This window comes from Stenotrophomonas acidaminiphila (assembly GCA_002951995.1).
GTDB lineage: Bacteria > Pseudomonadota > Gammaproteobacteria > Xanthomonadales > Xanthomonadaceae > Stenotrophomonas > Stenotrophomonas acidaminiphila_A.
This window is the reverse complement of record CP019797.1, coordinates 3,066,219-3,089,763: the sequence shown is the minus strand read 5'-3', so window position 1 is coordinate 3,089,763 and position 23,545 is coordinate 3,066,219. Positions and strand designations below refer to the sequence as shown.

The window sequence follows — 23,545 nt, the reverse complement described above, 5'->3', positions numbered from 1 at the left end:
TCGCCCGGCACGGGGCCTCACCGGGAAGGCCGAATGCGGGGCAAGCCCCGCATCTACGCCGCGATGGCCATTGCCGCAGGGACGCAGGCTGCCGATGCGTTGTGCGCGCTGGCGCAGGCGCAGGTGCAGCCGCGCCCCGCGGGACCGTAGGTGCCGGGCTCGCCCGGCACGGGGCATCACCGGCAAAGCCACACGCCGGGGGCAAGCCCCGCTGCCGTGAAACACGCCGCCGCGGCGCCTTACATCCGCGCCGGGGCCATCTTCCACAGCAGTGCGCGGAACGGCACCAGCAGGCACAGGCCGATGCCCAGCTTGACCAGCCAGTCGCCCACCGCCCAGCTCACCCACGGCAGCGGCGCGCCGGCGAAGGCGATGGTCCAGAAGATCGCCGTGTCCAGGGTCGCGCTGCAGCTGGTGGCCACCGCCGGCGCGCGCCACCAGTTGCCGCGGCGCAGCCGGTCGAACACGGTGATGTCCAGCAGCTGCGCGCAGATGAAGGCCATGCACGAGGCGACCGCGATGCGCGGCGTGGCGATCCACACCGACAGCAGCACCGCCACCGCGAACCCGGCCCAGGCCACGCGCCGCGCCGCCTGCGGGCCGAAGCGGCGGTTGATCAGGTTGCTCACCAGGAACGCCACCGGATAGCTGAAGGCGCCCCAGGTCAGCCAGTCGTTGATCGGGTACTGCACCAGCACGTTCGAGCCCAGCACCACCGCGCCCATGGCCAGCACGGCCAGCAGCAGCGACAGCGGAGTGAGCGGGGCGAAACGGATCGGCGGAGTCGGGGGCATGGCAGCAGGCAGGCAACGGACGGCAACGCCAGGGAGCGTGGCCGCCGGCGGGCGGGAAAAAGTGGGTGGCGGTGCCGGAGCAGGCAGGCAACAACGGGCCGGCATTGTACCGGCCGCCGGCTTTACCGCCCTTCACCCGCTGCCGGTGGCCGGGTACGGGCCTACAGCGTGGCGCTGTGGCTGTCGTCGGCCGCCTCGATGGTCGGCACGAAGGTCAGCACCGCCCCATCCTCGGCGCGCAGCATCCAGCCGCTGCCGCGCGGGCTGGGGGTGAAGGCCACGGTCTGGCCGGGCACGAAATTGGCGGCCGGGTTGTCCTCGCGCTGCGGCCACTGAAGGCGCGCGCTGTTTGCCGGGTCACGCGGGTCCACCAGGGTCACGCTGCGGCCGCCATCGGCGGTCGGTGCGATCGCCTTGACCTGCATGTCCGGCAGCGGCCCGGCACTGATCCGGCGGCGGCCGTCGCCTGGGGCGTCCGCCGTCCTGGACAGCTCGCTGGCGCGGTTCACGCCCGCCGCCGACAGGAACACCGGCCCGGAGACCACCATCACCGCGCTGCCGCTGACCAGCAGCACCGAGACGTCGGAGGTGTTCAGGTTGTCGCCGGCGCGTGCCGGGGCAGTGGGCAGCAGCAGGGCCAGGGCGAAGGTCAGGGCGGCAGCGGCGGGCAAGGGCTTCATGGGGGCGTTCCTGGGGTCACGGGGAAGAAGGGGCGGGCGCGGCGGCCGCGTCGCCCTGGTGGGGAATGCTCAGCTCGCGCTCCAGCGCGCCACGGTGGTGCAGGAAATCGAACACCGATTCCACCGTCACCACCGAATAGTTGCCGGAAAGGCGCTCGCTGGCCGGGTGGTCGGTGACCGCCACGTTGTCGGCGAACAGGCGCGCGCCCAGCCGCTTGCCCAGGCCGATGTGCAGCCGCGCGGGCGGTAGTCGTTGCGCTGCAGCCAGTCGCGGGCCGCGCTGCGCCCGTCCAGCACGCGGCCCTCGCCGGCGCGCGCCATCGCCGCGGCCAGCACTTCCAGCACCCACTGGTTGGAGTTCTGGTAGTCGCTGCTGCCGGGGTAGGCCAGCATGCTGTAGCGCGGCTGGTGCAGGGCACGCGCCGGCGCGGCGTCGCCGTCCAGCAACTGCGCCAGCGCCGCGCGTACCGCGGCGCTGGGAATGCCCACGCGCAGGTCGGTGCGGATGGCGCTTTCGCCCACCAGATTCACCAGCCCCTCGCGGTACAGCGCCGAGGTACCGCCCTGGCAGCGGTTGAGCAGGTGCAGTACCTCCCAGCGGCCGGCGGCGTCGCGGCGCAGGAACGCCAGGTGGCTGTGGCGCAGCCCATAACGGCTCAGGTCCTGGCCGCCGCGCGCGGCAATGGCCACGTCCACCCCGGGCAGGGCGTCCAGGGTGTCGGCGGTGAGCGCGGCCATGTCGAACATCGCCGCCATCGTGGTGGGCGGCGGGTAGCGCGGGGCGCAGGCCGGCGGCTGCGCCAGCGCGGCCGGCGCCAGCGTGGCCAGGCCCAGCGCCAGCAGGGCGGGAAGAGGGCGGTTCATCGGCGGCGCATCCTTGCAGGGGGCACGTAAGAAAGCGTTACAGGCCAAGCCGCGCCTTTACCTCGGCGGCGATGCGCGGGGTTTCGCGCAGCGGTTCTATCGGTTGCCGCGGATCGGCCTGCAGCGCGTCCAGCCCGTCCAGCAGGCGCCCGCGCGCGCGCAGCGCGCGCTGGAAGCGCAGCATCCGCGCCTGCGCGCGCTGGCCCAGCAGCACGCCCACCGGCACCCGCGTGGCACACGCCTCGGACAGCAGGTTCACCGAATCGGGCGTGCACACCACCCGGTCGGCCCAGCCCAGCAGGCCGGCATACGGGTTGCTGCCGTCGCCGCCGTCGCTCCAGATCACCCCGGGCACGTCGTCGAACGCGCGCAGCAGCGCCTGGGTCACCGGCCGCGGCGTGCGCCGCGAGGTGGTGGCCAGCACGCTGCCGCCTTCGGCGCGGATGCGCGCGGCCAGTTCGCGCAGCACCGGCACGATCTCCGCCTGCTGCCACGGCGCATGGTCGGTGGGGCCGCCCACCAGCAGCGCGGTGCGCGGCCCGGGCAACTGCTCGAAGCTGGCGAACGCGGCGCGGCCGCAGGCCAGCCAGTCGTCGGTCACCGGGTTCAGGCTGCCCAGCAGGGTCAGCACGTTGCCGCCGCGCAGGCGGTCATGCTCGGGCACCACCACCAAGTCCCAGTGGCGGGCATTGATGCGCGGGTCCAGGATCTGCACCGTGCGCGTGCCACGCGCGCCGAGCACCCGCAGCGCGCCGGCGGCCTGGCGGCCGCAGCCGATCGCCAGCGCCGGCGCCGGCCCGGTGGCCAGGCGTTCGAACGTTTCGCCAAAGCCGCGCGCGGCGCCGGGTAGGGTGCGCGGCGCCAGCCAGCGCCATGGCGCGCGCGGCGCCAGCTGCAGCCGCTGCTGGCCGCCCAGGCGCAGCGCCGACGCCAACGCCACGGCCTGGCGCACGTTGCCGGCGCGGCCGTCGGTGATCGTCCAGGGAAGCGTCGATCGTTTCGCGTGTGGCATTAATTCGTTTCAGTCAGGCCGGGTGTTGCAACAGTCACGACGCCCTACACTGCGGCCTCTGCTGCGCTGGCATTGTCCGGGGCTTGCCCGTACAAGGCCACGACCGTAGCCAATCCATCACGGAGTTTCCATGTCTGATGTTCTTGCCGATGCCGCGCTCGACCAGCTGTTCCGCACCGCGCGCACCCAGAATGCCTTCCAGGACCGCCCGGTCGAGGACAGCCAGCTGCGCGCACTGTACGACCTGCTGAAGTGGGGCCCGACCGCGGCCAACTCCACGCCGGCGCGCTTCGTGTTCGTCAAGTCCGCCGAAGCCAAGCAGAAGCTGGCCCCGGCGCTGTCCGAAGGCAACCTGGCCAAGACCCTGGCCGCGCCGGTCACGGTGATCGTCGGCTACGACGAGGATTTCCACGAAAAGCTGCCGTACCTGTTCCCGCACACCGACGCCAAGTCCTGGTTCGACGGCCCGCGCGAAGGCCGCCACGAGGCCGCCTTCCGCAACGGCAGCCTGCAGGGCGCCTACCTGATGCTGGCCGCGCGCGCGCTGGGCCTGGACGCCGGCCCCATGTCCGGCTTCGACAACGCCAAGGTCGACGCCGCCTTCTTCGCCGGTACCGCCATCAAGTCCAACTTCCTCGTCAACCTGGGCTATGGCGATCCTTCCGGCGTGTTCCCGCGCCTGCCGCGCCTGTCCTTCGACGAAGCCGCGCGTATCGTTTGACCGCTCCACCCGGCGCCGTAACAGGCGCGCCGGCATGCTGAAAAGACCGTTCCCGCCTTCCCATTCCGCATCCCAGGAGACACCCATGTCCACCGTCACCAAGCTGCTGCTCCCGCTGGCCCTGGCCGCCGCCATCAGCGCCTGCTCCAAGCCGGCCGACACCGCTGCCCCGGCCGCCCCGGCCGACACCACCGCCGCCGCCCCGGCCGAAGCCGCCGCCGCCCCGGCCGCGCCCGAAGTCGCCCCGATCCAGGTCGCTTCCGGTACCTACAAGCTCGACCCGACCCACACCGACGTGCTGGTGCAGTGGACCCACATGGGCTTCTCCAACCCCAGCGCGCACTTCGGCAACGTCGACGGCACCCTGGTCTACGACGCCGCCGACGTCAGCAAGTCCAGCGTGGAAGTGACCCTGCCGCTGTCGGGCCTGAACGCCTTCACCGGCAAGTTCGACGAACACCTGCGCAGCGCCGATTTCTTCGACGCCGCCAAGTTCCCGACCGCCACCTTCAAGAGCACCAAGGTCGAAGCCGCCGGCACCAACAAGCTCACCGTCACCGGCGACCTGACCGTCAAGGGAACCACCAAGCCGGTCACCCTGGACGTCACCATCAACGGCGCCGGTGAACACCCGATGCTGAAGCTGCCGTCGGTCGGCTTCGACGCCACCACCACCCTCAAGCGCAGCGACTTCGGCGTGGGCGCCTACGCTCCAGCCGTGAGCGACGAGGTCAAGGTGCGCATCACCACCGAAGCCTCGATCCCGAAGGCCGAATAAGCCGCCGGGCACCTGGTCCGCACGCAATACGCGCAAGGCCCGCCAATGGCGGGCCTTGTGCTTTTCATCGCGGCCGCCGCGGCGCCGAGCCGCGCCGCGGGGGCACCGGTGGCTCAGCGCAGCGCCTGCAGCCACGCCGCCACCGCCTCGCTGGGCGACTGCTTCGGCTTCAGCGCCAGCCCGCTGGCCTGCACGAAGGTCTGCGCCACCTGCGCCAGCCGCTGCCGCGCGATCAGCATTACCTGCTTTGCGGCCGCCTGCTGCTTGCGCAGCTGCACGATATGGATCGACGGCCGCCCGGCCGGCGCGTACTTCTGGTCGCGGCGCAGCACGTCGGCCACCTGCGCCACTTCGTGCTCGGCCTGCAGCAGTTGCTGCTGCGCCTGCACCAGCGCCCGCAGCGGCGCGCGCAGCGCCTGCGGCTGCGCAAACCCGGCCAGCAGCGTGTCGCACTGGCCATCGTCGGCCACGCGTGCCTGCAGGGTATCCATCACCGCCATCGTCAGCTTGCCCACGTTGCCGCCTGTTCCGTCATGACCGGGCGCGATTGTCGCATCGCCCATGCGCAAAAGGCCCGCCGGGGGCGGGCCTTTCCTCGTCCGTCGTTCGTCGCCGGTCGTGCCGCGCGGCGCCTATTCGCAGCGCACCGCGGTGATGGTGTTGCCCGCGTCCAGAAACACCCGCAGCCGGTCCTGGCGGATATCGCGGCTGACGATGGTGGCCGGGCCGATCGGATTCACCAGCCCGGCGCCGCTCTCGCGCGCCAGCCGGCGCATGTTGGCCTCGTTGCCCGGCTGGCCCACCGCCCACTGCAGCTGCGTGTCGCTGCAGCGGCCGTCGCCGGCCACCGTCGGGCCGGGGGTGGACAGGCAGCCACCCAGGCCGGCGGCGAGCAGCACGGCGGTGGCGGGAACAAGCAGCAGGTTCAGCGGGCGCGGGGTCATGGCAGGCAACCGGATCAACTGCCCGCAGCATAGCAGCGGGCGTCCGCGCCGGCGTCGTGGCGCGGGCGGCTCAGTCGGCATCGCCGGGGTGCGCCTTCCAGTACCCGGTGGCGCGGATCCAGTCCGCCGGCACCTGCAGGTGCCCGGCAAAGAACTGCCGCATCGCCCGCGCGCGCCGCGATTCCAGCGCGATCCAGTAGAACGCATCGCCGTCGGGCACTTCGAAATCCACCAGCGCGTCCTCCAGCAGGGTGCTGCTGGCCGCGTCCACGCCATTGCGCTCCAGCCACGACACCCGCACCTGCGCGGCGCTGGGCAGCGGCTGCCGGTCGGCATCCTCGGGAATCTCGACCAGCACTTCGGCCTGCGCGTGCTCCGGCAGTTCCGCCAGGCGCCGGGCAATGGCCGGCAGCGCGGTCTCGTCGCCGATCAGCACATAGGCGTCGTAGTCGTCGGCTACCTGGAATGAACCGCGCGGCCCGGCCACCACCAGCGCATCGCCCGGCTGCGCGCGCAGCGCCCAGCCCGACGCCACGCCGTGGCCGTGCAGCACGAAATCCAGCACCAGCTCACCGGCTGCGGCGTCGTGCAGGCGCGGGGTGTAATCGCGGCTGGGCGAGGGCATCAGCCCGTCCGGGTAGCGCGGGCCCTGCGCGGTCAGCTCCGGCAGCACGAACGCGCCCTGCGCATTGGGGAAGAACAGCTTGACGTGGTCGTCCGGCCCCGGGCTTTCAAAGCCTTCCAGCTCGGCGCCGCCCACCACGATGCGCTGCATGTGCGGGGTCAGGCGCTCGCTGCGCAGTACCTGCAGCTGGCGGAAACGCGGGGTGAGGCGAAGGGTGCGGTTTTCGTGCAATGACATGGGCATACCTGGGGGGCGGTGGGCGCTGTGCGCCGGGGTGACCTGGTGGGAGGCGTCTGGCTCGGTCGTGGGGAAACAGAAAGGTCAGGCGTCGGCGTCGCCCTGGCGTACCAGCGCCGCGGCCTGTTCCAGCAGCGCGGCCACGCGCCCGGCATCGACGTCCTGCCAGCGGCCGCCGCGCAGCACCAGCGCCTTCTTGAGCCGGTGCATCGCCTCGCGTACCGGCGGCGGCAGGTTGGCCTTGGTGATGGCGCGCGCGCTGTGGCGGGCGCGCAGCTGCGCCGCTTCCACCTCGGCCTGCCGCAGCTTCAGCTGCGCCTGGCCGAGGGCGGTAATGCGGTAGCGCCGGCGGCCGCCGTCTTCCTCGGCCACCACCCAGCGCTGCTTCTCGAAATCGGCCAGCAGCGGGTACACCGAGCCGGCACTGGGCGCATACACGTGCATGAACATCTCACCGACCTGCTGGATCAGCTCATACCCATGCCGCGGCGCCTGCCCCAGCAGCGACAGCAGCAGCAGGCGCAGGTCGCCACGGCCGAGCGGGCGCGCGGTGGGGCGTTTACGGGCGGTGGGCGGCGGCGCGGGCGGCATGATTTCGATATATCGAATTTGGTCGTGACGATATATCGAAAACCACCCTGTCGCAAACCGGCGCCCCAGCCAGCGCCTGGCCGCATCGCACCGCACCGTCGCATTCACGGAGCAAAAATGCGCAAACGCCCCCGTAGGTGCCGGGCTCGCCCGGCACGGGCCTCACCGGGAAAGCCCCATGCGGGGCAAGCCCCGCATCTACGCTGCCCGGCTCCACGCGCGGCAAGCGCCGCATTCACGGGCAAAAGAGCGGGCAAACGTGTCCGTAGGTGCCGGGCTTGCCCGGCACGGGGTTCGCCGGGAAGGCCCCATGCGGGGCAAGCCCCGCATCTACGAAATGCGCGGCTCCCCACGCGGCAAGCGCCGCATTCACGGGCCAAGAGAGCGGCAGACGCCCCCGTAGGTGCCGGGCTCGCCCGGCACGGGGTTCGCCGGGAAAGCCCCCATGCGGGGCGAGCCCCGCATCTACGAAATGCGCGGCTCCCTGCGCGGTAAGCGCCGCATTCACGGGCCAAGAGAGCGGGCAGAGGCCCCCGTAGGTGCCGGGCTCGCCCGGCACGGGCTTCGCCGGGAAAGCCCCATGCGGGGCAAGCCCCGCATCCACGAAATGCGCGGCTCCCCGCGCGGCAAGCGCCGCATTCACGGGCCAAGAGAGCGGCAGACGCCCCCGTAGGTGCCGGGCTTGCCCGGCACGGGGCCTCACCGGGAAAGCCCCATGCGGGGCAAGCCCCGCATCTACGGTGACAGGCTCCACGCGCGGCAAGCGCCGCATTCACGAGATATGAGAGCGGGCAAACGCCCCCGTAGGTGCCGGGCTTGCCTGGCACGGGGCTTCACCGGGAAAGCCCCCATGCGGGGCGAGCCCCGCATCTACGAAATGCGGGCCCCTGCGGGCAAGCCCCGCATCCACGGGGAACACGCTGTTCCGTGGCGCTGCGTGTCGCCACGGGTGCCTGGCCGGCACTGCCTCAACGCGGGCGCGCGGCCGCTCCACGCGCAACGTGCCGCAACAAGGCGCACAGGGCGTTGCACCTGTCCGCCGCTGTCCCGCGGGCGGCCAACGCACTGTCGCGCGTTGTCCGCCAGACACCGCCGCCGGCACGCCCATACGCAGGCGTAGCCAGCTTCGCAGGCGGGCGGGTGCGCTACACTTTGCGGCTCAAAACTACTGAACAAGCGCGCGCGTGCGTGCCGTACCTGGGAGCGCCAATGAACTGGTTGAATGAAGTGCTGCACAACGACCCGAACCCCTGGAAACCCAGGAGTGGATCGAGTCGTTGAAGGCCGTTATCGATGTCGAGGGCCCCGAGCGCGCGCATCAGTTGCTGGAAGGCATGGTTGAGCTGACCCGTCGTTCGGGCGCGTTCCTGCCGTTCTCCCCCACCACCGAGTACGTCAACACCATCGAGCCGCAGCTGGAGGCCAAGAGCCCCGGCAACGCCGAGCTGGAATGGCGCATCCGTTCCATCATCCGCTGGAACGCCATGGCCACCGTGGTGCGCGCCAACCGCAAGCCGGGCGACCTGGGCGGCCACATTGCCTCCTTCGCCTCCGGCGCCACGCTGTATGACGTGGGCTTCAACCACTTCTGGCGTGCCCCCAGCGACAACCACCCCGGCGACCTGCTGTTCATCCAGGGCCACAGCGCCCCGGGCATCTACGCCCGCGCCTTCCTGGAAGGCCGCATCAGCGAGCAGCAGCTGGACAAGTTCCGCATGGAAGTGGACGGCGGCGGCCTGTCGTCCTACCCGCACCCGTGGCTGATGCCGGACTTCTGGCAGACCCCCACCGTGTCCATGGGCCTGGGCCCGCTGGCGGCCATCTACCAGGCGCAGTTCATGCGCTACCTGGAAAACCGCGGCCTGATCGAGAAGTCCGACCGCAAGGTGTGGTGCTTCATCGGCGACGGCGAGAGCGACGAGCCCGAAACCCTGGGCGCCATTGCCCTGGCCGGCCGCGAAGGCCTGGACAACCTGATCTTCGTGGTCAACTGCAACCTGCAGCGCCTGGACGGCCCGGTGCGCGGCAACGGCAAGATCATCCAGGAACTGGAAGGCGTGTTCCGCGGCGGCGGCTGGAACGTCATCAAGCTGCTGTGGGGCTCCTACTGGGATCCGCTTCTGGCCAAGGACACCAACGGCGTCCTCAAGAAGCTCATGATGGAAACCGTCGACGGCGAATACCAGAACTGCAAGGCCTTCGGCGGCGCGTACACGCGCGAGCATTTCTTCGGCAAGTACCCGGAAACCGCCGCCATGGTGGCCAGCCTGTCCGACGACGACATCTGGCGCCTGAACCGCGGCGGCCATGACCCGCACAAGGTGTACGCCGCCTACCACCAGGCGGTGAACACCAAGGGCATGCCCACCGTCATCCTGGCCAAGACGGTCAAGGGCTACGGCATGGGCAGCGCCGGCGAGGCGCTCAACCCCACCCACCAGACCAAGAAGCTGGACGACGAAGCGGTGCGCCACTTCCGCGACCGCTTCAACATCCCGGTCACCGACGAACAGCTCAAGGATGGCCAGGTGCCGTTCTACCACCCGGGCCCGGATTCGCCGGAAGTGCAGTACCTGCAGGAGCGCCGCGCCGCGCTCGGCGGCTACCTGCCGCAGCGCCGCCGCAAGGCCGATAAGTCGTTCAACGCCCCCAAGCTGGAAACCTACGAGCGCCTGCTCAAGGATTCGGGCGAGCGCACCTATTCCACCACCATGGCCTTTGTGCAGACGCTGAACATCAGCCTGCGCGACAAGGAACTGGGCCCGCGCCTGGTGCCCATCGTCGCCGACGAAGCCCGCACCTTCGGCATGGAAGGCCTGTTCCGCCAGATCGGCATCTACGCCCCGTACGGGCAGAAGTACAAGCCGGTCGACGCCGACCAGCTCATGTACTACCGCGAAGACCAGAGCGGCCAGGTGCTGCAGCAGGGCATCAGCGAGCCGGGCGCCATTGCCTCGTGGATGGCCGCCGGCACCAGCTACTCGGTCAGCAACGTGCCCATGCTGCCGTTCTACATCTACTACTCGATGTTCGGCTTCCAGCGCGTGGGCGACCTGGCCTGGCAGGCGGCGGACATGCGTACCCGCGGCTTCCTGCTGGGCGGCACCGCCGGCCGCACCACGCTCAACGGCGAAGGCCTGCAGCACGAAGACGGCTTCAGCCACATCGTGGCCGGCGGCATTCCCAACGTGCGCAGCTACGACCCCACCTTCGGCTACGAAGTCACGGTGATCCTGCAGCATGGCACCAAGGCCATGATGGAAGACCAGGTCGACGAGTACTACTACATCACCCTGATGAACGAAAACTACACCCACCCGGCCATGCCGGAAGGTGCAGCCGACGGCATCATCAAGGGCATGTACCTGCTCACCGACGCCGGCAAGCCCAAGAAGGGCGAGCTGCGCGTGCAGCTGCTGGGCAGCGGCACCATCCTGCGCGAAGCCATTGCCGCGGCCGAACTGCTGGACAAGGACTTCGGCGTCACCGCCGACATCTGGTCCTGCCCCAGCTTCAACGAACTGCGCCGCGACGGCTTTGACGTCGAACGCTGGAACCGCCTCCACCCGGAAGCCGAACCGCGCAAGGCCTACGTCACCCAGCTGCTGGAAGGCCGCCAGGGCCCGGCCATCGCCGCCACGGACTACGTGCGCGCCTACGCCGACCAGATCCGCGCCTTCGTGCCGATGACCTATTCGGTGCTGGGCACCGACGGCTTCGGCCGCTCCGACACCCGCGCCAACCTGCGCCGCTTCTTCGAGGTTGACCGCTACTACATCGCCCACGCCGCCATCGCGGCGCTGGCGAAGGACGGCAAGATGACCGCGAAGGATGTGGCCCGGGCGATCAAGCAGTACAACATCGATCCGGATAAGGCGAATCCTGTTGGGGTTTGATGGAGAACGAGGGGCTTCGGCCCCTCTTCTTTTTGGTGCGGAGATGAGTTCGAAGCGGGAAGCACAACAGCTCAGGACAGCAGTGCACGTTAACTTTGCAGGAACCAACCCAGTTCTTGTTCGGCGCCTCTTTTCTAGTAGGGTGTTGAAAGAGCTTGGAAGCGGAGAATTACCCAAGGAACTGGTGATCGTTCTACGGTCTCTGGATGGCACAGGTCAGTTAGCTGAAGGCATGACCTTGTCCGACCTATATGAATCAGCATTCAAATTTTGCTTGAAAAATCAGCGTGTCGAGTATTTTTACAAAAATGCCATAGTGCAAAAGCTGGTACTTGGTCGGCACTCTCTGAGTACAGCGACTGCGTGCCTGGAGGTCAGAATTGCAGAGGCTAAGCTCGATGTGCTGCTTGCAAGGGAATATTTGAGTGCCTACGAGATCAAGACTGACTACGACGAGCTGGCACGTCTACCGACGCAGTTAAATTCATATCAAAAGGCGTGCAGGCAGGTCTCTGTCGTCACAAGCGAACGCTATGCGCCGATAGTTGAACGGCTAATCGGTCCAGAGATCGGTCTGCTTGTATTAACCGGTAGATATCAACTTCGTGTAATTAGGCCTGCGGAAACATTTGACTCATTGTTGTCCCACACCGATATGTTGGCTCTTCTTCGTCGCAAAGATCTACTTGACCTCTTATGCAAGTTGGGGCGTGATGGTGAGCGAATTCCTAATACAAAAATCTATCAAGAGGCTCTTTCTGCATCATTGGCAATGGATCCCGTGGCGATCAATGCCTTTGTAGCAAAGCGGCTTCTGGCTAGGTCTGCTCCGAAGAAAGCTCTTGTAAGTGGGTTGCCTGCATCACTCGCGGCATCTGCCTTGGCGCAAGACTTGACAGGTGTTCAGATCGCAAGGTTAATAGATCTATTCGAAATGGACGTCACTAGGGGAGGGCGGTGTGAGCTATCATCCTTATTTTCGTGGTAAGCAGTACGAGCTTATCTGTATCAAGGAAAATGCCGAGCTTTTGTCAAACGCTGGCTTTTGTCCTGTCGTTGAGCCGGTTAGGAATGATATTGGCTCAATGCTTCGTTGTTTGTCAGAGATAGAAAAGCATAAAGGGCGCGCATACATCGTCGCCAACCCGGGTTGCGGGACTTTAAAGGTCGGGCTTGGGGATGAATTTCGGGCAAGTCTTTCCAAGCTGATCGATGCTTCGACAGGGTTGGCCTGGATTTATCGGACGCAAGGGTTGGAGGACGGTAGTACTAAGATTCCCGCAGAGCCAGTAGCCTTGCTACATGATCGATCAGCTGATGCTTCCGCTATCAAGGCATCAGTGACGAAATCGGAGGCAAGCTTTAGTAGAAATATATTCATTGATGCGAAGGATTCGGGCACCTTATATCGCCGAAATTTTAAGGGCGAGGACAGGGTTCTTGTTCGAGATGGCTTTCGTAAGAAGAAAAATTCTGACTATCTCGATCCCGAAATTGAACATTTTTCCGATCTGCACCTGACTTATCAGGAGGAGGGGATGGATGGGTTCGGGGATTTCCTTACTGTTGGTGATGAGTATGCAGACGGAGGTGGGCCGGCTTACGCAGTGGCGATTCATCTTACATTTTTAGATGAAGATAAAGAATCGTCAATGTTTATTCGTCATTTTGTTTCTGATTCAAACCTGACGCCGGCCGATCCGGCGGGTAAGTTTAGCGAAGCTTTAGCTAAACTCGCCGCCGCTGTACGTGCGCCTAACTCAAAAATCGCCGTGACGAAAGCAGTGGCTGAATTCCTAGAATTGCACGACCGGGGTCATTATCCGGGTCTGGGTTATGTAAAAAAGCTAAGTATGCAGCATCACCTTGAGCTTATGGCGAGCTTTCTTCATGGCTAAGTGCTGCATGGCATGCTTTTCGGATAGAGCTATAGGCCAAAAAATTGCAAGGCAAAGCTCAGATGAAGGCTATTGCGAACGCTGCTTGACTCCGCGTGCGATCCGAATCGATTGTGCAGAACTCGGTAGTGAGTTTTCTATTCTTCTTTCTCTCTATCGGGAGTCGGAGGATGGGGATGATCTTTTGCCTCTTCTGGAGCGTGATTGGGCGCTCTTTTCCCCAGGCGTTATTGATAAAGCGGAGTTACTGAAAGATCTGCTTCCAGATACTGCGGGGCTTAAGTATGTAACGAGCCAGCCCGTTACAAGGACTGCCGAAGAACGTTGGGTGGCTCTCAAGGATGAGCTTAAGTATAAAAATAGATTTTTTCCAGAGTCTGCGCCAAATCGAGATGAGCTTTCTCAGTTGCTTGGACTGCTGGTCATCTCTCATGAGGATCTTCCCAGGCATTTTTTTCGAGCTAGGGTTCAAAGAGATGATAATCCATTCGAATTGGATGATCTTAAAGCGCCGCCGTTGGGAGTAGCTCAAGCGGGACGTGCCAATCCTGCGGGTCTTTCATACTTGTACGCTGCGAGTGATCGTGAAACGGCGATTAGCGAAGTTCGTCCTACCGTGGCTGATTTGGTCGCGGTAGGGCGATTTGAGCCTGCTTGCGGTTTTAAATTGGTGGATCTTTCAGATCCAAGGTCATTAATATCTCCCTTTCGGTTAGATCTGGGGGCGCTTGGAAATGTTCGGGATGCGATGGGGCTGCTGACGATGCTCAGCGAAGACCTGACTAGGCCCACGCCGCCGCATAGGGCCTTCTATGATTATCTTGCTACGCAATACCTTTGCGAGCTTATTAAGACTATTGGCTACGATGGCGTGAGATATCGGAGTTCTTTAAAGGAGGGCGGTTACAATTTCGCTTTTTTTGATACATCAATATTAGTTCCGACGAATTTGCATGAGCCTGTGTGTATTTCAGGAGTGGCGTTGAATTTTTGTTAGTTTGTGGGCTTGGCTCGATTTTTGCCTTCTACTGAGAGCCTGGTTGCTTCCATCTATGTCTACTCTTTCTCGCACGCGCATAGATGCAGCTCAATTAGGCCGCGCTCGTATGAGAGCAATGTAAGACTTCTCCCCGATCTTTGTTGTTCTGTCTGAATTGCAGTTGACATGGCGCGAAGGCAGTAGCACTCTCGGCCCTCAAGGAGCGTCGAAACTCCTCACACAGCGGTACCCACCTCTGTAATGACCCAGTGATTTCCTGCTCAGGTGTAACCTTTTCAAGGAGACACCGATGAGCGCGGTAATGGAAGAAGAGATCAAACGTTGGACAGCACGGCGGAAGTCGGCGCTGGTGTTGGAGATCATCCAGGGCAAGACCACTGTGTCGGAGGCGAGTCGCCAGTTCGACTTGCCGCCATCAGAGATCGAGAGCTGGGTCGATGACGGGAAGCGCGGAATGGAGAACGCGCTGCGTGCCAAGCCGGAGGACGTGCGCGAGCAGTATGAGCGGCAGCTCAAGGATCTGCAGGAGGCGTATGGCGAGGCGATGCTGGAGCTACGTGCACGAAAAAAATTGGCGTCCCTGCTGGGCAAGGACGAGACCTGATGGTCACGATCCAGCAGGGACTGCGCAATGACGGCGTGGCGGTCTCGATGTCGCAGTTGTGCCGCTGGTTCGACGTGCCGCGTCGGACGGTTTACTACCGGCCAGTGAGAACTGCACCGGCGGTGCGCCCGGAGCTGGCCGGCCCGATCAAGCAACTGATCGAGGCCGAACCTTCGTTTGGCTATCGCACGGTCGCCGGATTGCTGGGCATGAACAAGAACACGGTGCAACGGATCTTCCAGTTGATGGGCTGGCAGGTGCGCAAACGCGCTGTGGGTATGCGTCCCCGCATCCAAGCACTGCCCTCGGTGGCCTCGGCGCCGAACCAGCGTTGGGCGACCGATCTGTGCCGGATCTGGGGCGGCCGTGATGGTTGGCTCACATTGGCGCTGGTGATCGACTGCCACACCCGCCAACTGCTGGGATGGCATCTGTCGCGAACCGGCCGTGCGACGACGGCGGCAGCGGCTTTAGAGCAGGCGTTGATCACGCGCTTCGGTACGCTCGGCCGCGTTCCCGAACCGTTCTTGCTGCGCTCGGATAACGGACTGGTCTTCACCAGCCGCCACTACACGCGCCTGGTGCGCAGCTACGGATTGCGGCAGGAATTCATCACCCCGCACTGTCCACAGCAGAACGGCATGGTCGAACGCGTCATCCGGACACTGAAGGAGCAATGCGCACACCGGCACCGCTTCGAAAGCCAACAGCATGCGATGCGCGTGATCGGCGACTGGATCCAGTTCTACAACCACCGGCGGCCGCATCAGGCGCTGGGCATGAAGACACCCGCCGAGGCATACGCTTTAGCGGCCTAACCTGTGCAGGAAGTGCTGGGTCATTACACCCGCGCCGGGCTACCTGTTGCCCGAGGGCGCGCACGCCCTGCTGCTTGAAGTGGGCGACGTCATGCAGCGGCTGGCCGCACTGGCGGCCACCGAGCAGGGCAACCACGACCTCACCGCGCACCTGCTGTGCCAGCCCGGCGTGCTGACGCAATGCCTGCGCAGCCTTTCCGCCCGCATCAACGCCGCCCTGCGCGAATGCAGTGGCGTGGCCCAATCCGCGTGCGCCGCGCAGGAGGCCCCATGAGCCGCCGCCGTGCTTCCACCAGCTCGCGCGCCAAGCGCCCGACCCGCCGCGATACACGCACCCTGGCCCAAACGCTACTCGACGCCTTGCCGCCCCTGCCGCCCCCCGACCTGCAACCCGATCCACTCCCCGCCCGCCGCGGCCGCCTGAGCGCACCCCGCCGCCCACGCCAGCCCCGCCAGTGCACCGTCAGCTGCACGTACTACCCCGGCGCCCACGGCCACGGCGGCGACCAACCCGTCCCGCACCTGCGCCTGAGCGGCCTGTGGCTGGAGCAGCTGGGCTTCGCCATCGGCGCCAAGCTGCGCATCACCGCGCAGGAGGGGCGCCTGGTAATTGAGGCGCAGGGGTGAGGCGATGTGGTTGCGTATCTGTCCTTAGGCTCGGGTATTCTCCAGCGATGTTCGAGGCGGGAGCGGATATGGCTGCCAGGCGGTAGTAGTGAGGAAGGATTCGCCTATTTGGATTTAATTTTGCCTTCTAAGGAGTTTGATGCTGATGGTTAAAGCTCGGCATCTTTTGTCAATCCTTTCTTTGACGTACCTGCTGAAGATGTGTTCTCAGCTTTCCCCTCTTTAGAGACCATCTTGTCTGCCCGGGTGAACCAAGACGCGATCTCAGAAGCGGGTACTGGGGCGCGATGAAAGGGGGTTTCTGGTGTCCAGCTCGGTTCCGCTATCAACAGGTGTGATCCGAGCCGTGTCTGAATTATGACGGGGCCAAGGGCAAAGAGGTCGCTATTGGTTGTACCAATTCGGGTGCAGATTGCCCTTATGCCGGCAGCTTTCGATATGTCGCAGCCGCGTTGCGTCACTAAGACTGTCTGATTGTCCATGAGGCCAACACCAAAGGTGCGTAGAGATTCGTCAATCAAGCGAAGTGGCAGTCCTGCCACGAACAAACTATAGACAAGAGCAACCCCGGTAATCACCGTTCGAAATTTCAGGGGCATGCGCTGCGTCGCATATATGGCCCAATGGATAAGCGGAAAGAGGACGAGGAGGGGGATTAGAGTCAATGCTGGGGTTCTTAATTCTCGGAACACTACCCACATGAAAGGTGTGGAGGCGCCGTATAGGAAGGCTATTAGGCAAAATGAAAGTAGCTTCTTATGTTTGGCCTTTAGTGCGCGATAGCGAATCCAACGAATGTCCAAGAGGATGGAGGAAAGAACAACAACGACTAGCGATAAAAAGAATACAAACAGAAACGCCGGCTTTTGAGCGCCTTTGGGAAGCAGGGTCACGCTCCAATAGAGCAAGAAGGCGACCAGAGAGCCGGCATAAATCTGCAGAAGCACCAAGCCCATCCCTGTTAAGCGCTTACGGGATTGGGGCTGCCTGGCAGGATCTGTAGTGCGTACCTTGTTTCGGGCCACTCTCCTGCGAGGGCTGCGCTCAGTTGATCCTCGGGGGCGTGCGATAACCCTCTGAGTTGACCAGCCGAGTAGGGCAAATCCAGGCATGACACACATTATTCCCACCAACAGCAAGGCTATTGATGAGAATAGGAGGATCGCCAAGGCCAATAGCCCTACGTCCGCAATTCCGAGCGTTGGAAGATAGCGGATGCGCCAGAAGTGTGCCAGGACAGTGAGTGTTCCTAGGCTAATTCCCAGCCACTTGTAGTCTTTGAGGAAGTTAGTAAGTAATTTTGAAGCTCGTGCTTCTTTGCTGATTGTTGGCTTGGAGCTCATGCTTCTTGTTTCTCTCGCTAATGTACTCCATATATCGGTTGCTGGTTTTCCTTCTTGAGTGGGGTGGTCTTTTTTATGCAGCGGCGATATTCTGATCACAACCTATGAGGGGGCTATGTGTCTTAACGCGTATCCGTACGGTGCTCGCCCGGCTGCGCCGACTTGATATCACTGTCGTTGTGTAGGCGATGGTTAAGCCTGGGGAGCGGATGCGGCCATGGGCGGCGCGGTGACCGTGTTGCGCTGCTTCGTGCTCGGGCGCGAAGCGGCTGCGCATGGTGACGTCGTAGTGCTGGCCGCTCGTGCAGTGGTAGGCACCCGTGTTGATTTTCCACAGATACCTACCTCGATCAAGGGGCAGTATCCATGTGACTGGGAGCAGCGACGATATCGATCGCGCGCAGCAAAGATGGGCAATTCATGAGCTTGGGTAGACGTAGGGTGCCATTCGCCGGCATCAACGCATCGGCAGGGCCTGCTGTTTCAGCTACTTGGTAGCTTCAAATCACTTAGTTACCCTGTAGCTCGCTATCGTAAGGGGAAGTCATGAAGCGGTTTCGTATGGGGGAGCTGTACCGGTATGCACGCCCCACGCTGCCCGAGGAGCCTGTGATTGATGGGCTGCCTAACTTCCACTACGTAGTCGCAGCCCCCGGGCAGCCTACGCTGCAGCTGGAGCGGGGAATCAATGCCCCTAGCGCCACGCGCGCTGTAGACGGGGAGCGGCTTGCGGTCATCTTGCTCTCTAGTAATGAGCACAAGCGCGGCTCGGCAGAGAACCCGTGGCACGATACCTTGGCGCCGGACGAGGGTTTCGCCAGGTACTTTGGCGACAACAAGCTGCCGGATGTTGACCCCGGTACGACGCTGGGCAACCGTACATTGCTGCGTCAGTTCGATCTTCATACATCGCCTGACCGTACCAAGCGCGAGCGTGCAGCTCCTATTCTCCTGTTCCGCTCCTCGCGGAAGGGGTTCAAAGAATTTGCAGGGTTGGGGCTGATTACCGGTGCTCAGCGGGTTACGCAGTTCTCGGAAAAGAACGGCGGCTTCTTTACCAACTATCTGTTCGACCTGGCCATTTTGTCCTTAACAGAAGAGGACGAGAGCTTGGCGATGCTCTGGATCAGCGACCGCCGCAATCCGAAACATGACGCAATGGTTGCAAACGCCCATGCGCCGAAGGCTTGGCAGCAATGGGTGAAGTACGGAAGTCCAGAGATCGAGCGCATCAAGCGGCGTGTTGCGCGCTATCACATAGTGTGCAGGCAGGACCAAGTGATGCCGGCGAGCTCGACAATCGGCAAAACGTTGGACACCGTGTATCGCTTCTATGAAGGGAAGAAGCACCGATTCGAGGCGCTTGCTAGTCTCGCTTGTGAGTCCATGGTCCGCGGTACAGGCGCTGGCTACAGGCGTGGGTGGCTAACCCGTGGAACGGGGGATGGGGGCTTGGACTTTGTGGGCCGTATCGACATCGGCGAGGGCACTTGGGGAACGAAGCTAGTGGTGCTGGGACAGGCCAAGTGCGAGAAGGTCGACACGCCGACCGGCGGTGTTCATATCGCCCGCACCGTGGCAAGGCTGCGCCGTGGCTGGGTGGGCGCTTATGTAACTACCTCGTTTTTCTCCGAGGCGGTGCAGCGTGAGGTGCACGACGATCAGTACCCCGTCATCTTGCTCAACGGCGCAAGCTTGGCCGGCGAAGTGGCCAAGATGCGGCTTGCGGGCGGCTTCGCAACCGATCAGCAGTTCTTGGAGCATGTGGATGCGGGGTACGAAGACCAAGTGAGCAGCCGACGGCCCGAAGAAGTGCTTTGGGACTAATAGCTAATAGCTGCGACAGCTCATCTGACAGCCGCAGCCACACCCTCGAAAGGTGGTAGGCATTGGCCGGTGAATCACCGTCGCGTAGGCGACACCCAGTCAATGTCCACCCGTTGCAGGTCATAGTCTTCCCCATACTGCAGAGCGGCGTCGTGCGGGCGAAGGTCTGCATAGCGGGCTAGCTCCGTCTCACCCATGCCAGCTTCTGCATGGTCAATCAGAAAGTAGCGCTTCAACGCGGTATCAAAGTCCTGCAGCCAATTTGGATCAACGTTGCATTGCATGTCGGTTTTCCTGACGGCCATGCAACGATTGTGTCCGTTGTCATCTCGGTGGCTGCGACGCTGCAGGCTAGCCCACAAACCTGCGCGCAAACGTAGCCACGGCCGTGTGGTTCTCGCGCGCGAGCCGGTTGAGTTCGGGCGAGGTGATGTGGTCGTTGTCGGCCACGGCACCCCAGAAGCGCAGTGCGGCGTCTGCGGCCCATGCAATGTGGGGCAGTTGGCCGCCACGGGCCGGGGCGGCCAGTGGCAATGGGCCGGCCGGGCGTACGATGCCGGTGCGCGAGGGGGCCAGGTACATGGGCAGCATGTCGTAGGCAGGGCACAGGGGCAGTGGGCCGGCGTCGGTCAGGTGGAAGCCGAGGTTGCCCAGGTGCATGTCGCTGTTGCCGATGAAGCGGCCAAACCAGTGCAGGCGGGCCATGGTGTCGGCAGTGCCGCGTTCTATCCAATGCTCTGCCAGCAGCTGTTCGCCGGCCAGGCCCCAGTCGCGCGTGCCTTCGCCGATGAACGCGGCGTCCAGCGCCAGTAGTGAGACGAAGCCGCGCCGGCCCAGCGTGCCGGGTACGCGGTCGAAGCGGCGCACTTCGAGGAAGGTGTGACCGTCGGTTTGGATCAGCTCCGATTCGGCGGCATCGAGGCCGGCGTCGCGCAGGCAGTCCAGGGCGAGGTGTTCGCAGGCAAGCAGTTCGGCCCAGCGCCGTGCGGCCTGGCCTTCATCGGGCGGGGCGAACTTCACCAGCGCGGCGTAGCGGCCGTGCCCGGTGTCCACCGTGGCGGTGAACTTGGGTTGTTCGCCGCCCGGGGACGAGCCTATCTCCTCGCCGGCCAGTGCTTCCTTTGCCCACGCCGGGTAACGCTGGGCGCGTTGTGCGGAGGTGACCGCATCGGTGGGGGTGTCCAGCTCGGCAAGCGCGCGCTCGACGGCGAACTGCCCCAGCAACAGGTCACCCATGCCGGTGCCGCCATGGAGGATGGCGGTGAGGGTGTCGCGTACCTGCCAGCGGGCCAGGTCTTCCGGCACGCCCAGTTGCCGGCCCATGCGATGGGCCAAGGTGCGGCCAAGGAAGCCTTGTGGACGCAGGTCATCGAGGAACCATGGCAGGCCGGGGAAGTAGCCGCTGACGGCATCCACCGGCCGCGTCAGGTTGGGACACTTGCCCGAGGGCTGGAAGTGGAAGCGGTCGCCGCGCAACGCATGCAGCGTGCCGAGTTCTTCCAGCGTCGCATCGGCGCGCATACGGAACAGCGGCCATGCGTTGGTGTTGCCCGTGGCGCGGGCCACATAGCTGGTGGCGCGGGCATTGCCGATACGCAACACCTGATTGCCGGCTTCGGCTATCAGCCGGGCCAGTACCGGGCGGGTGATGCCGAGTCGCTCGGTCAGTATGCCAGCGGGCACCGGGTCGCCTTCCCGCAGCAGGGCAAGCAGATCGACGAGCGTAGCGGCTGGGCGACGGGGCACGGGATGGGTTTTTTTTCTTTACGATTTATGGACGATATAGAAGCCTTGGCTGGTTTTCAAGTTATTGCTTTAAAAGGAGTATTTGTAGAGATTTTGGAGGTTGGAGGGTTGGTTTCTTTACGATTCCCGGGTTGATTCAGAAGCAATGGCTTCTCTTTCCAACCCCTTGGGACCGGCATGGTCGCCGGGCGTTCCGGCGTCTGCAAACCCGTGATTTGCAGGCAACACGCCTGCCCTTGTTCCCTTCGAGCCAGTAGAGAGCCCTTCGCCTTTCAGGCTTGTTTGACGGCCTTGCCACAGGCGCGTAGGCCCATCGCCCCACTGCGCCACCAAGCGGAGCGCGGCCAGCCGAGCGTCCAACGATGGCAGGACGGGGTTGGTCCAGGCGTGCATGCGCGCGTCCATGCCCAACTCGCATGTTTGCGTTCGAGAAAACGCCACTCTGACTCCGGTTCTCACTCCGGTTTTCCGCTCCGCTTTCCCGTGGGCGTTCAAAGAACGCCTGCGCATGCCGATAGTAATTGCGGCACTGCACGCAATGCGTGCCGCCACCATGGCGCGCCGCCTGTGAGCGGATACGTTCACTGCAACGAACGTTGCGTGCCGGCAGGTGAGCCACTCACCACTCGAATCTGCCCCCGGTTTTGTCCCTCCAACTTCGAACTACCCGATGATCGCAACCCTCCTGGTCGGCATGCTCTGCGTCCACCTGCTGTGCTTTGCCGTGATGTTCCTGCTCATCAGCCGGCGCCTGGAGGGCGACCGGATGGGGATGGAAGTGTTTGCGCTGGGCAACCTCATGCTGGGCGGGGCGTATGTGCTGCAGTTGCTGGAGGGTACGCAGGGCTGGGGCTGGATGAGCGTGACCAACCACATGCTCACGCTGTGCGCGCCGGTGGCGTATTGCGTGGGTGGGCTACGCTTCTTCGGGCGTTCGGCGCCGCTGCTGCGGCCGTTGCTGGCCGTGGCGCTGGGCTACGTCGCCCTGCAGGGGCTGGCGCAGGCGGTCTGGGGGCCGGTGGGGCGCTATGCCCTGCTCGCGGCCACCTGTGCGGTGCTGTTCGCCGGCATGGTGCTGGTGCTGCTCCGTGGCATGCGCAGCTTCGCGCGGGATCTGCGTGGCGAGATGGTGTTGTTCGTCTGCCTGATCAGCGGCATCAGCGTGCTCAACGCCATGAAGTTCGCCAAGCTGCTCGGCGGCGGGCTGGAGGCGCTGCGCATGGACAGCCAGTTCCAGATGGTCTTCTACGTCTACATGTGTTCGCTGGCGACGATTCTGCCGCCGTTGATCGTGTGGCTGGTGTTGCGGCGCATGAGCGATGCGCTGCGTGCCGCGGCGGCGCGCGACCCGTTGACGCAGCTGCTCAACCGCCGCGGCCTGGATGCGGCGCTGAACACTCACTTCCGGCGCGGGGCTGGTACCGCGCATCTGCTGCTGATCGATATCGACCACTTCAAGCGCATCAACGACACCCATGGCCACCACATCGGCGATGCCGTGCTGTGTGGCGTCGCCGACGCCCTGCGCGGGGCGGTGCGCAAGGGCGACCTGGTCTGCCGGCTGGGGGGTGAGGAGTTCGCCGCCATCTGCCTGGAGTCCGACAGCGCGTCTGCGCTGCAGGTGGCCGAGCGTGTGCGCAGCGCCATCGAGCAGAAATCCATGTCGCAGGGAGCGCGCCGGAATGGGGTGCATTGCACGGTGACCATCGGCGTCTCGCACGGCTTCATCGGGGAAGCCTCGCTGGAGCAGGCCATGCGCCAGGCCGACGTCGCCCTGTACCGCGGCAAGAGCGCTGGCCGCAACCGCATCGAGCTGCACTGCGAACTGGAGCACTGAGTGCGGCCTCCCTTGGAGCGCCGCTACCCTTCCCTGTGCCAACCAGGGCGGCCTGTCGCCCGCCGGCGGCCACCCGTGCTTCGATGGCCGCCGGCAAACGAGGGCGTTTGACGGGGTCAGGGAAACGATGCCGGCGCGTGCTCCCGAGCCCGCTTCTGCTGTTTCTTCCACGCATGCAGGCCGGTGGCCGCCAGCGCCACGAACACCAGGTACAGCGCGGCGGTGGCGTGCAGCGCTTTCACCAGGTACATGCCCACGTAGACCACGTCCACCACGATCCACAGCCACCATGCCGCGGCGTGGCGGCGCGCCTGCCACCACTGCGCCACCAGGCTGAGCGCGGCGAGCATGGCGTCCAGCCAGGGCAGGGCGGCGTTGGTCCAGGTGTGCATGGCCGCGCCCAGGGCCAGGCCGAAGGCCACGCCTATGGCCAGGTCGCGGGCGCCGGCTTGCATGGCCAGCGGGGCGATGGCGACGCGGCCGTCGGGCTTGTCCTGGCGGTGCCAGGTGGCCCAGCCGTAGCCCAGGAACGCGGCGAACGCGCCCTGCAGCAGCATGTCCGAATACAGCCGCGCCTCGAAGAACACCAGCGCGTACATGCCCACCGACACCAGCCCCACCGGCCAGGCCAGCATGCGCCGCTGCGCCATCAGCCACACGCCCAGGGCGCTGGCGATGACCGCCGACCATTCCAGCAGGGCCG

At 64.6% G+C, this 23,545-nt stretch carries 20 protein-coding genes and 2 pseudogenes; 11 read left to right on the top strand and 11 right to left on the bottom strand.

Annotation, left to right across the window (positions count from 1 at the left end; translation table 11 throughout):
- Positions 1–239: 239 nt before the first annotated feature.
- The 4 genes and pseudogenes from B1L07_13760 to B1L07_13745 form a co-directional block, all read right to left on the bottom strand.
- On the bottom strand, positions 240–794 hold the full coding sequence (locus B1L07_13760; protein ID AUZ55975.1) for a hypothetical protein: 555 nt from the start codon (positions 792–794) through the stop codon (positions 240–242).
- Between the two features lie 161 nt (positions 795–955).
- Positions 956–1,474: a hypothetical protein gene (locus B1L07_13755; protein AUZ55974.1), complete on the bottom strand. Its 519-nt coding sequence runs from the start codon at positions 1,472–1,474 to the stop codon at positions 956–958.
- Between the two features lie 16 nt (positions 1,475–1,490).
- A pseudogene (locus B1L07_13750) lies at positions 1,491–2,338 on the bottom strand (hypothetical protein).
- 37 nt (positions 2,339–2,375) lie between these two features.
- On the bottom strand, positions 2,376–3,350 hold the full coding sequence (locus tag B1L07_13745) for a nucleoside-diphosphate sugar epimerase (protein ID AUZ55973.1): 975 nt from the start codon (positions 3,348–3,350) through the stop codon (positions 2,376–2,378).
- Positions 3,351–3,480: 130 nt separating this feature from the next.
- Here B1L07_13745 and B1L07_13740 point away from each other — a divergent pair, with 130 nt between their 5' ends.
- On the top strand, positions 3,481–4,071 hold the full coding sequence (locus tag B1L07_13740; protein AUZ55972.1) for a nitroreductase family protein: 591 nt from the start codon (positions 3,481–3,483) through the stop codon (positions 4,069–4,071).
- 85 nt (positions 4,072–4,156) lie between these two features.
- On the top strand, positions 4,157–4,849 hold the full coding sequence (locus B1L07_13735; protein AUZ55971.1) for a polyisoprenoid-binding protein: 693 nt from the start codon (positions 4,157–4,159) through the stop codon (positions 4,847–4,849).
- A gap of 113 nt (positions 4,850–4,962) precedes the next feature.
- Here B1L07_13735 and B1L07_13730 read toward each other — a convergent pair whose 3' ends face one another.
- The 4 genes from B1L07_13730 to B1L07_13715 form a co-directional block, all read right to left on the bottom strand.
- Positions 4,963–5,364 (bottom strand): hypothetical protein, encoded by a 402-nt coding sequence (locus B1L07_13730; protein ID AUZ55970.1) that lies wholly within the window; start codon positions 5,362–5,364, stop codon positions 4,963–4,965.
- Positions 5,365–5,481: 117 nt separating this feature from the next.
- Positions 5,482–5,793, bottom strand: coding sequence for a hypothetical protein (locus tag B1L07_13725; protein AUZ55969.1), 312 nt, complete (start codon positions 5,791–5,793; stop codon positions 5,482–5,484).
- 70 nt (positions 5,794–5,863) lie between these two features.
- Complete coding sequence (locus B1L07_13720) at positions 5,864–6,655, bottom strand: NADPH-dependent ferric siderophore reductase (protein ID AUZ55968.1); 792 nt, start codon at positions 6,653–6,655, stop codon at positions 5,864–5,866.
- Between the two features lie 84 nt (positions 6,656–6,739).
- Positions 6,740–7,246, bottom strand: coding sequence for a PadR family transcriptional regulator (locus B1L07_13715; GenBank protein ID AUZ55967.1), 507 nt, complete (start codon positions 7,244–7,246; stop codon positions 6,740–6,742).
- Positions 7,247–8,455: 1,209 nt separating this feature from the next.
- Between B1L07_13715 and B1L07_13710 the strand changes: the two are divergent.
- From B1L07_13710 to B1L07_13675, 8 genes and pseudogenes are all read left to right on the top strand, one after another.
- Positions 8,456–11,142, top strand: a pseudogene (locus tag B1L07_13710) (pyruvate dehydrogenase (acetyl-transferring), homodimeric type).
- 959 nt (positions 11,143–12,101) lie between these two features.
- Complete coding sequence (locus B1L07_13705) at positions 12,102–13,040, top strand: hypothetical protein (GenBank protein AUZ55966.1); 939 nt, start codon at positions 12,102–12,104, stop codon at positions 13,038–13,040.
- A gap of 517 nt (positions 13,041–13,557) precedes the next feature.
- A complete protein-coding gene (locus B1L07_13700) occupies positions 13,558–14,037 on the top strand; it encodes a hypothetical protein (protein AUZ55965.1) in 480 nt (159 codons plus the stop codon).
- A gap of 292 nt (positions 14,038–14,329) precedes the next feature.
- The gene (locus B1L07_13695; GenBank protein ID AUZ55964.1) at positions 14,330–14,644 is read left to right on the top strand and encodes a transposase; all 315 of its coding nucleotides are present in this window, start codon (positions 14,330–14,332) and stop codon (positions 14,642–14,644) included.
- A complete protein-coding gene (locus B1L07_13690) occupies positions 14,641–15,462 on the top strand; it encodes a transposase (protein AUZ55963.1) in 822 nt (273 codons plus the stop codon). Before B1L07_13695 ends, B1L07_13690 begins: the two co-directional genes overlap by 4 nt.
- Position 15,463: 1 nt before the next feature.
- Positions 15,464–15,736 (top strand): hypothetical protein, encoded by a 273-nt coding sequence (locus B1L07_13685; protein ID AUZ55962.1) that lies wholly within the window; start codon positions 15,464–15,466, stop codon positions 15,734–15,736.
- Positions 15,733–16,089, top strand: coding sequence for a hypothetical protein (locus B1L07_13680; protein AUZ55961.1), 357 nt, complete (start codon positions 15,733–15,735; stop codon positions 16,087–16,089). The genes B1L07_13685 and B1L07_13680 overlap by 4 nt, the downstream gene beginning before the upstream one ends.
- A 1,889-nt stretch (positions 16,090–17,978) precedes the next feature.
- On the top strand, positions 17,979–19,259 hold the full coding sequence (locus B1L07_13675; GenBank protein AUZ55960.1) for a hypothetical protein: 1,281 nt from the start codon (positions 17,979–17,981) through the stop codon (positions 19,257–19,259).
- 74 nt (positions 19,260–19,333) lie between these two features.
- Here the strand turns inward: B1L07_13675 and B1L07_13670 are convergent, their stop codons facing one another.
- Both B1L07_13670 and B1L07_13665 read right to left on the bottom strand, forming a co-directional pair.
- Positions 19,334–19,564 carry a hypothetical protein gene (locus B1L07_13670; protein AUZ55959.1) on the bottom strand — a complete coding sequence of 77 codons (231 nt, stop codon included), beginning with the start codon at positions 19,562–19,564 and terminating at the stop codon, positions 19,334–19,336.
- Between the two features lie 46 nt (positions 19,565–19,610).
- On the bottom strand, positions 19,611–21,005 hold the full coding sequence (locus B1L07_13665) for a hypothetical protein (protein AUZ55958.1): 1,395 nt from the start codon (positions 21,003–21,005) through the stop codon (positions 19,611–19,613).
- A 670-nt stretch (positions 21,006–21,675) separates the two neighbouring features.
- Here B1L07_13665 and B1L07_13660 point away from each other — a divergent pair.
- Complete coding sequence (locus tag B1L07_13660; protein AUZ55957.1) at positions 21,676–22,842, top strand: GGDEF domain-containing protein; 1,167 nt, start codon at positions 21,676–21,678, stop codon at positions 22,840–22,842.
- 116 nt (positions 22,843–22,958) lie between these two features.
- Here the strand turns inward: B1L07_13660 and B1L07_13655 are convergent, their stop codons facing one another.
- Positions 22,959–23,540: an aminotransferase gene (locus B1L07_13655; GenBank protein AUZ56611.1), complete on the bottom strand. Its 582-nt coding sequence runs from the start codon at positions 23,538–23,540 to the stop codon at positions 22,959–22,961.
- Positions 23,541–23,545 lie beyond the last annotated feature (5 nt).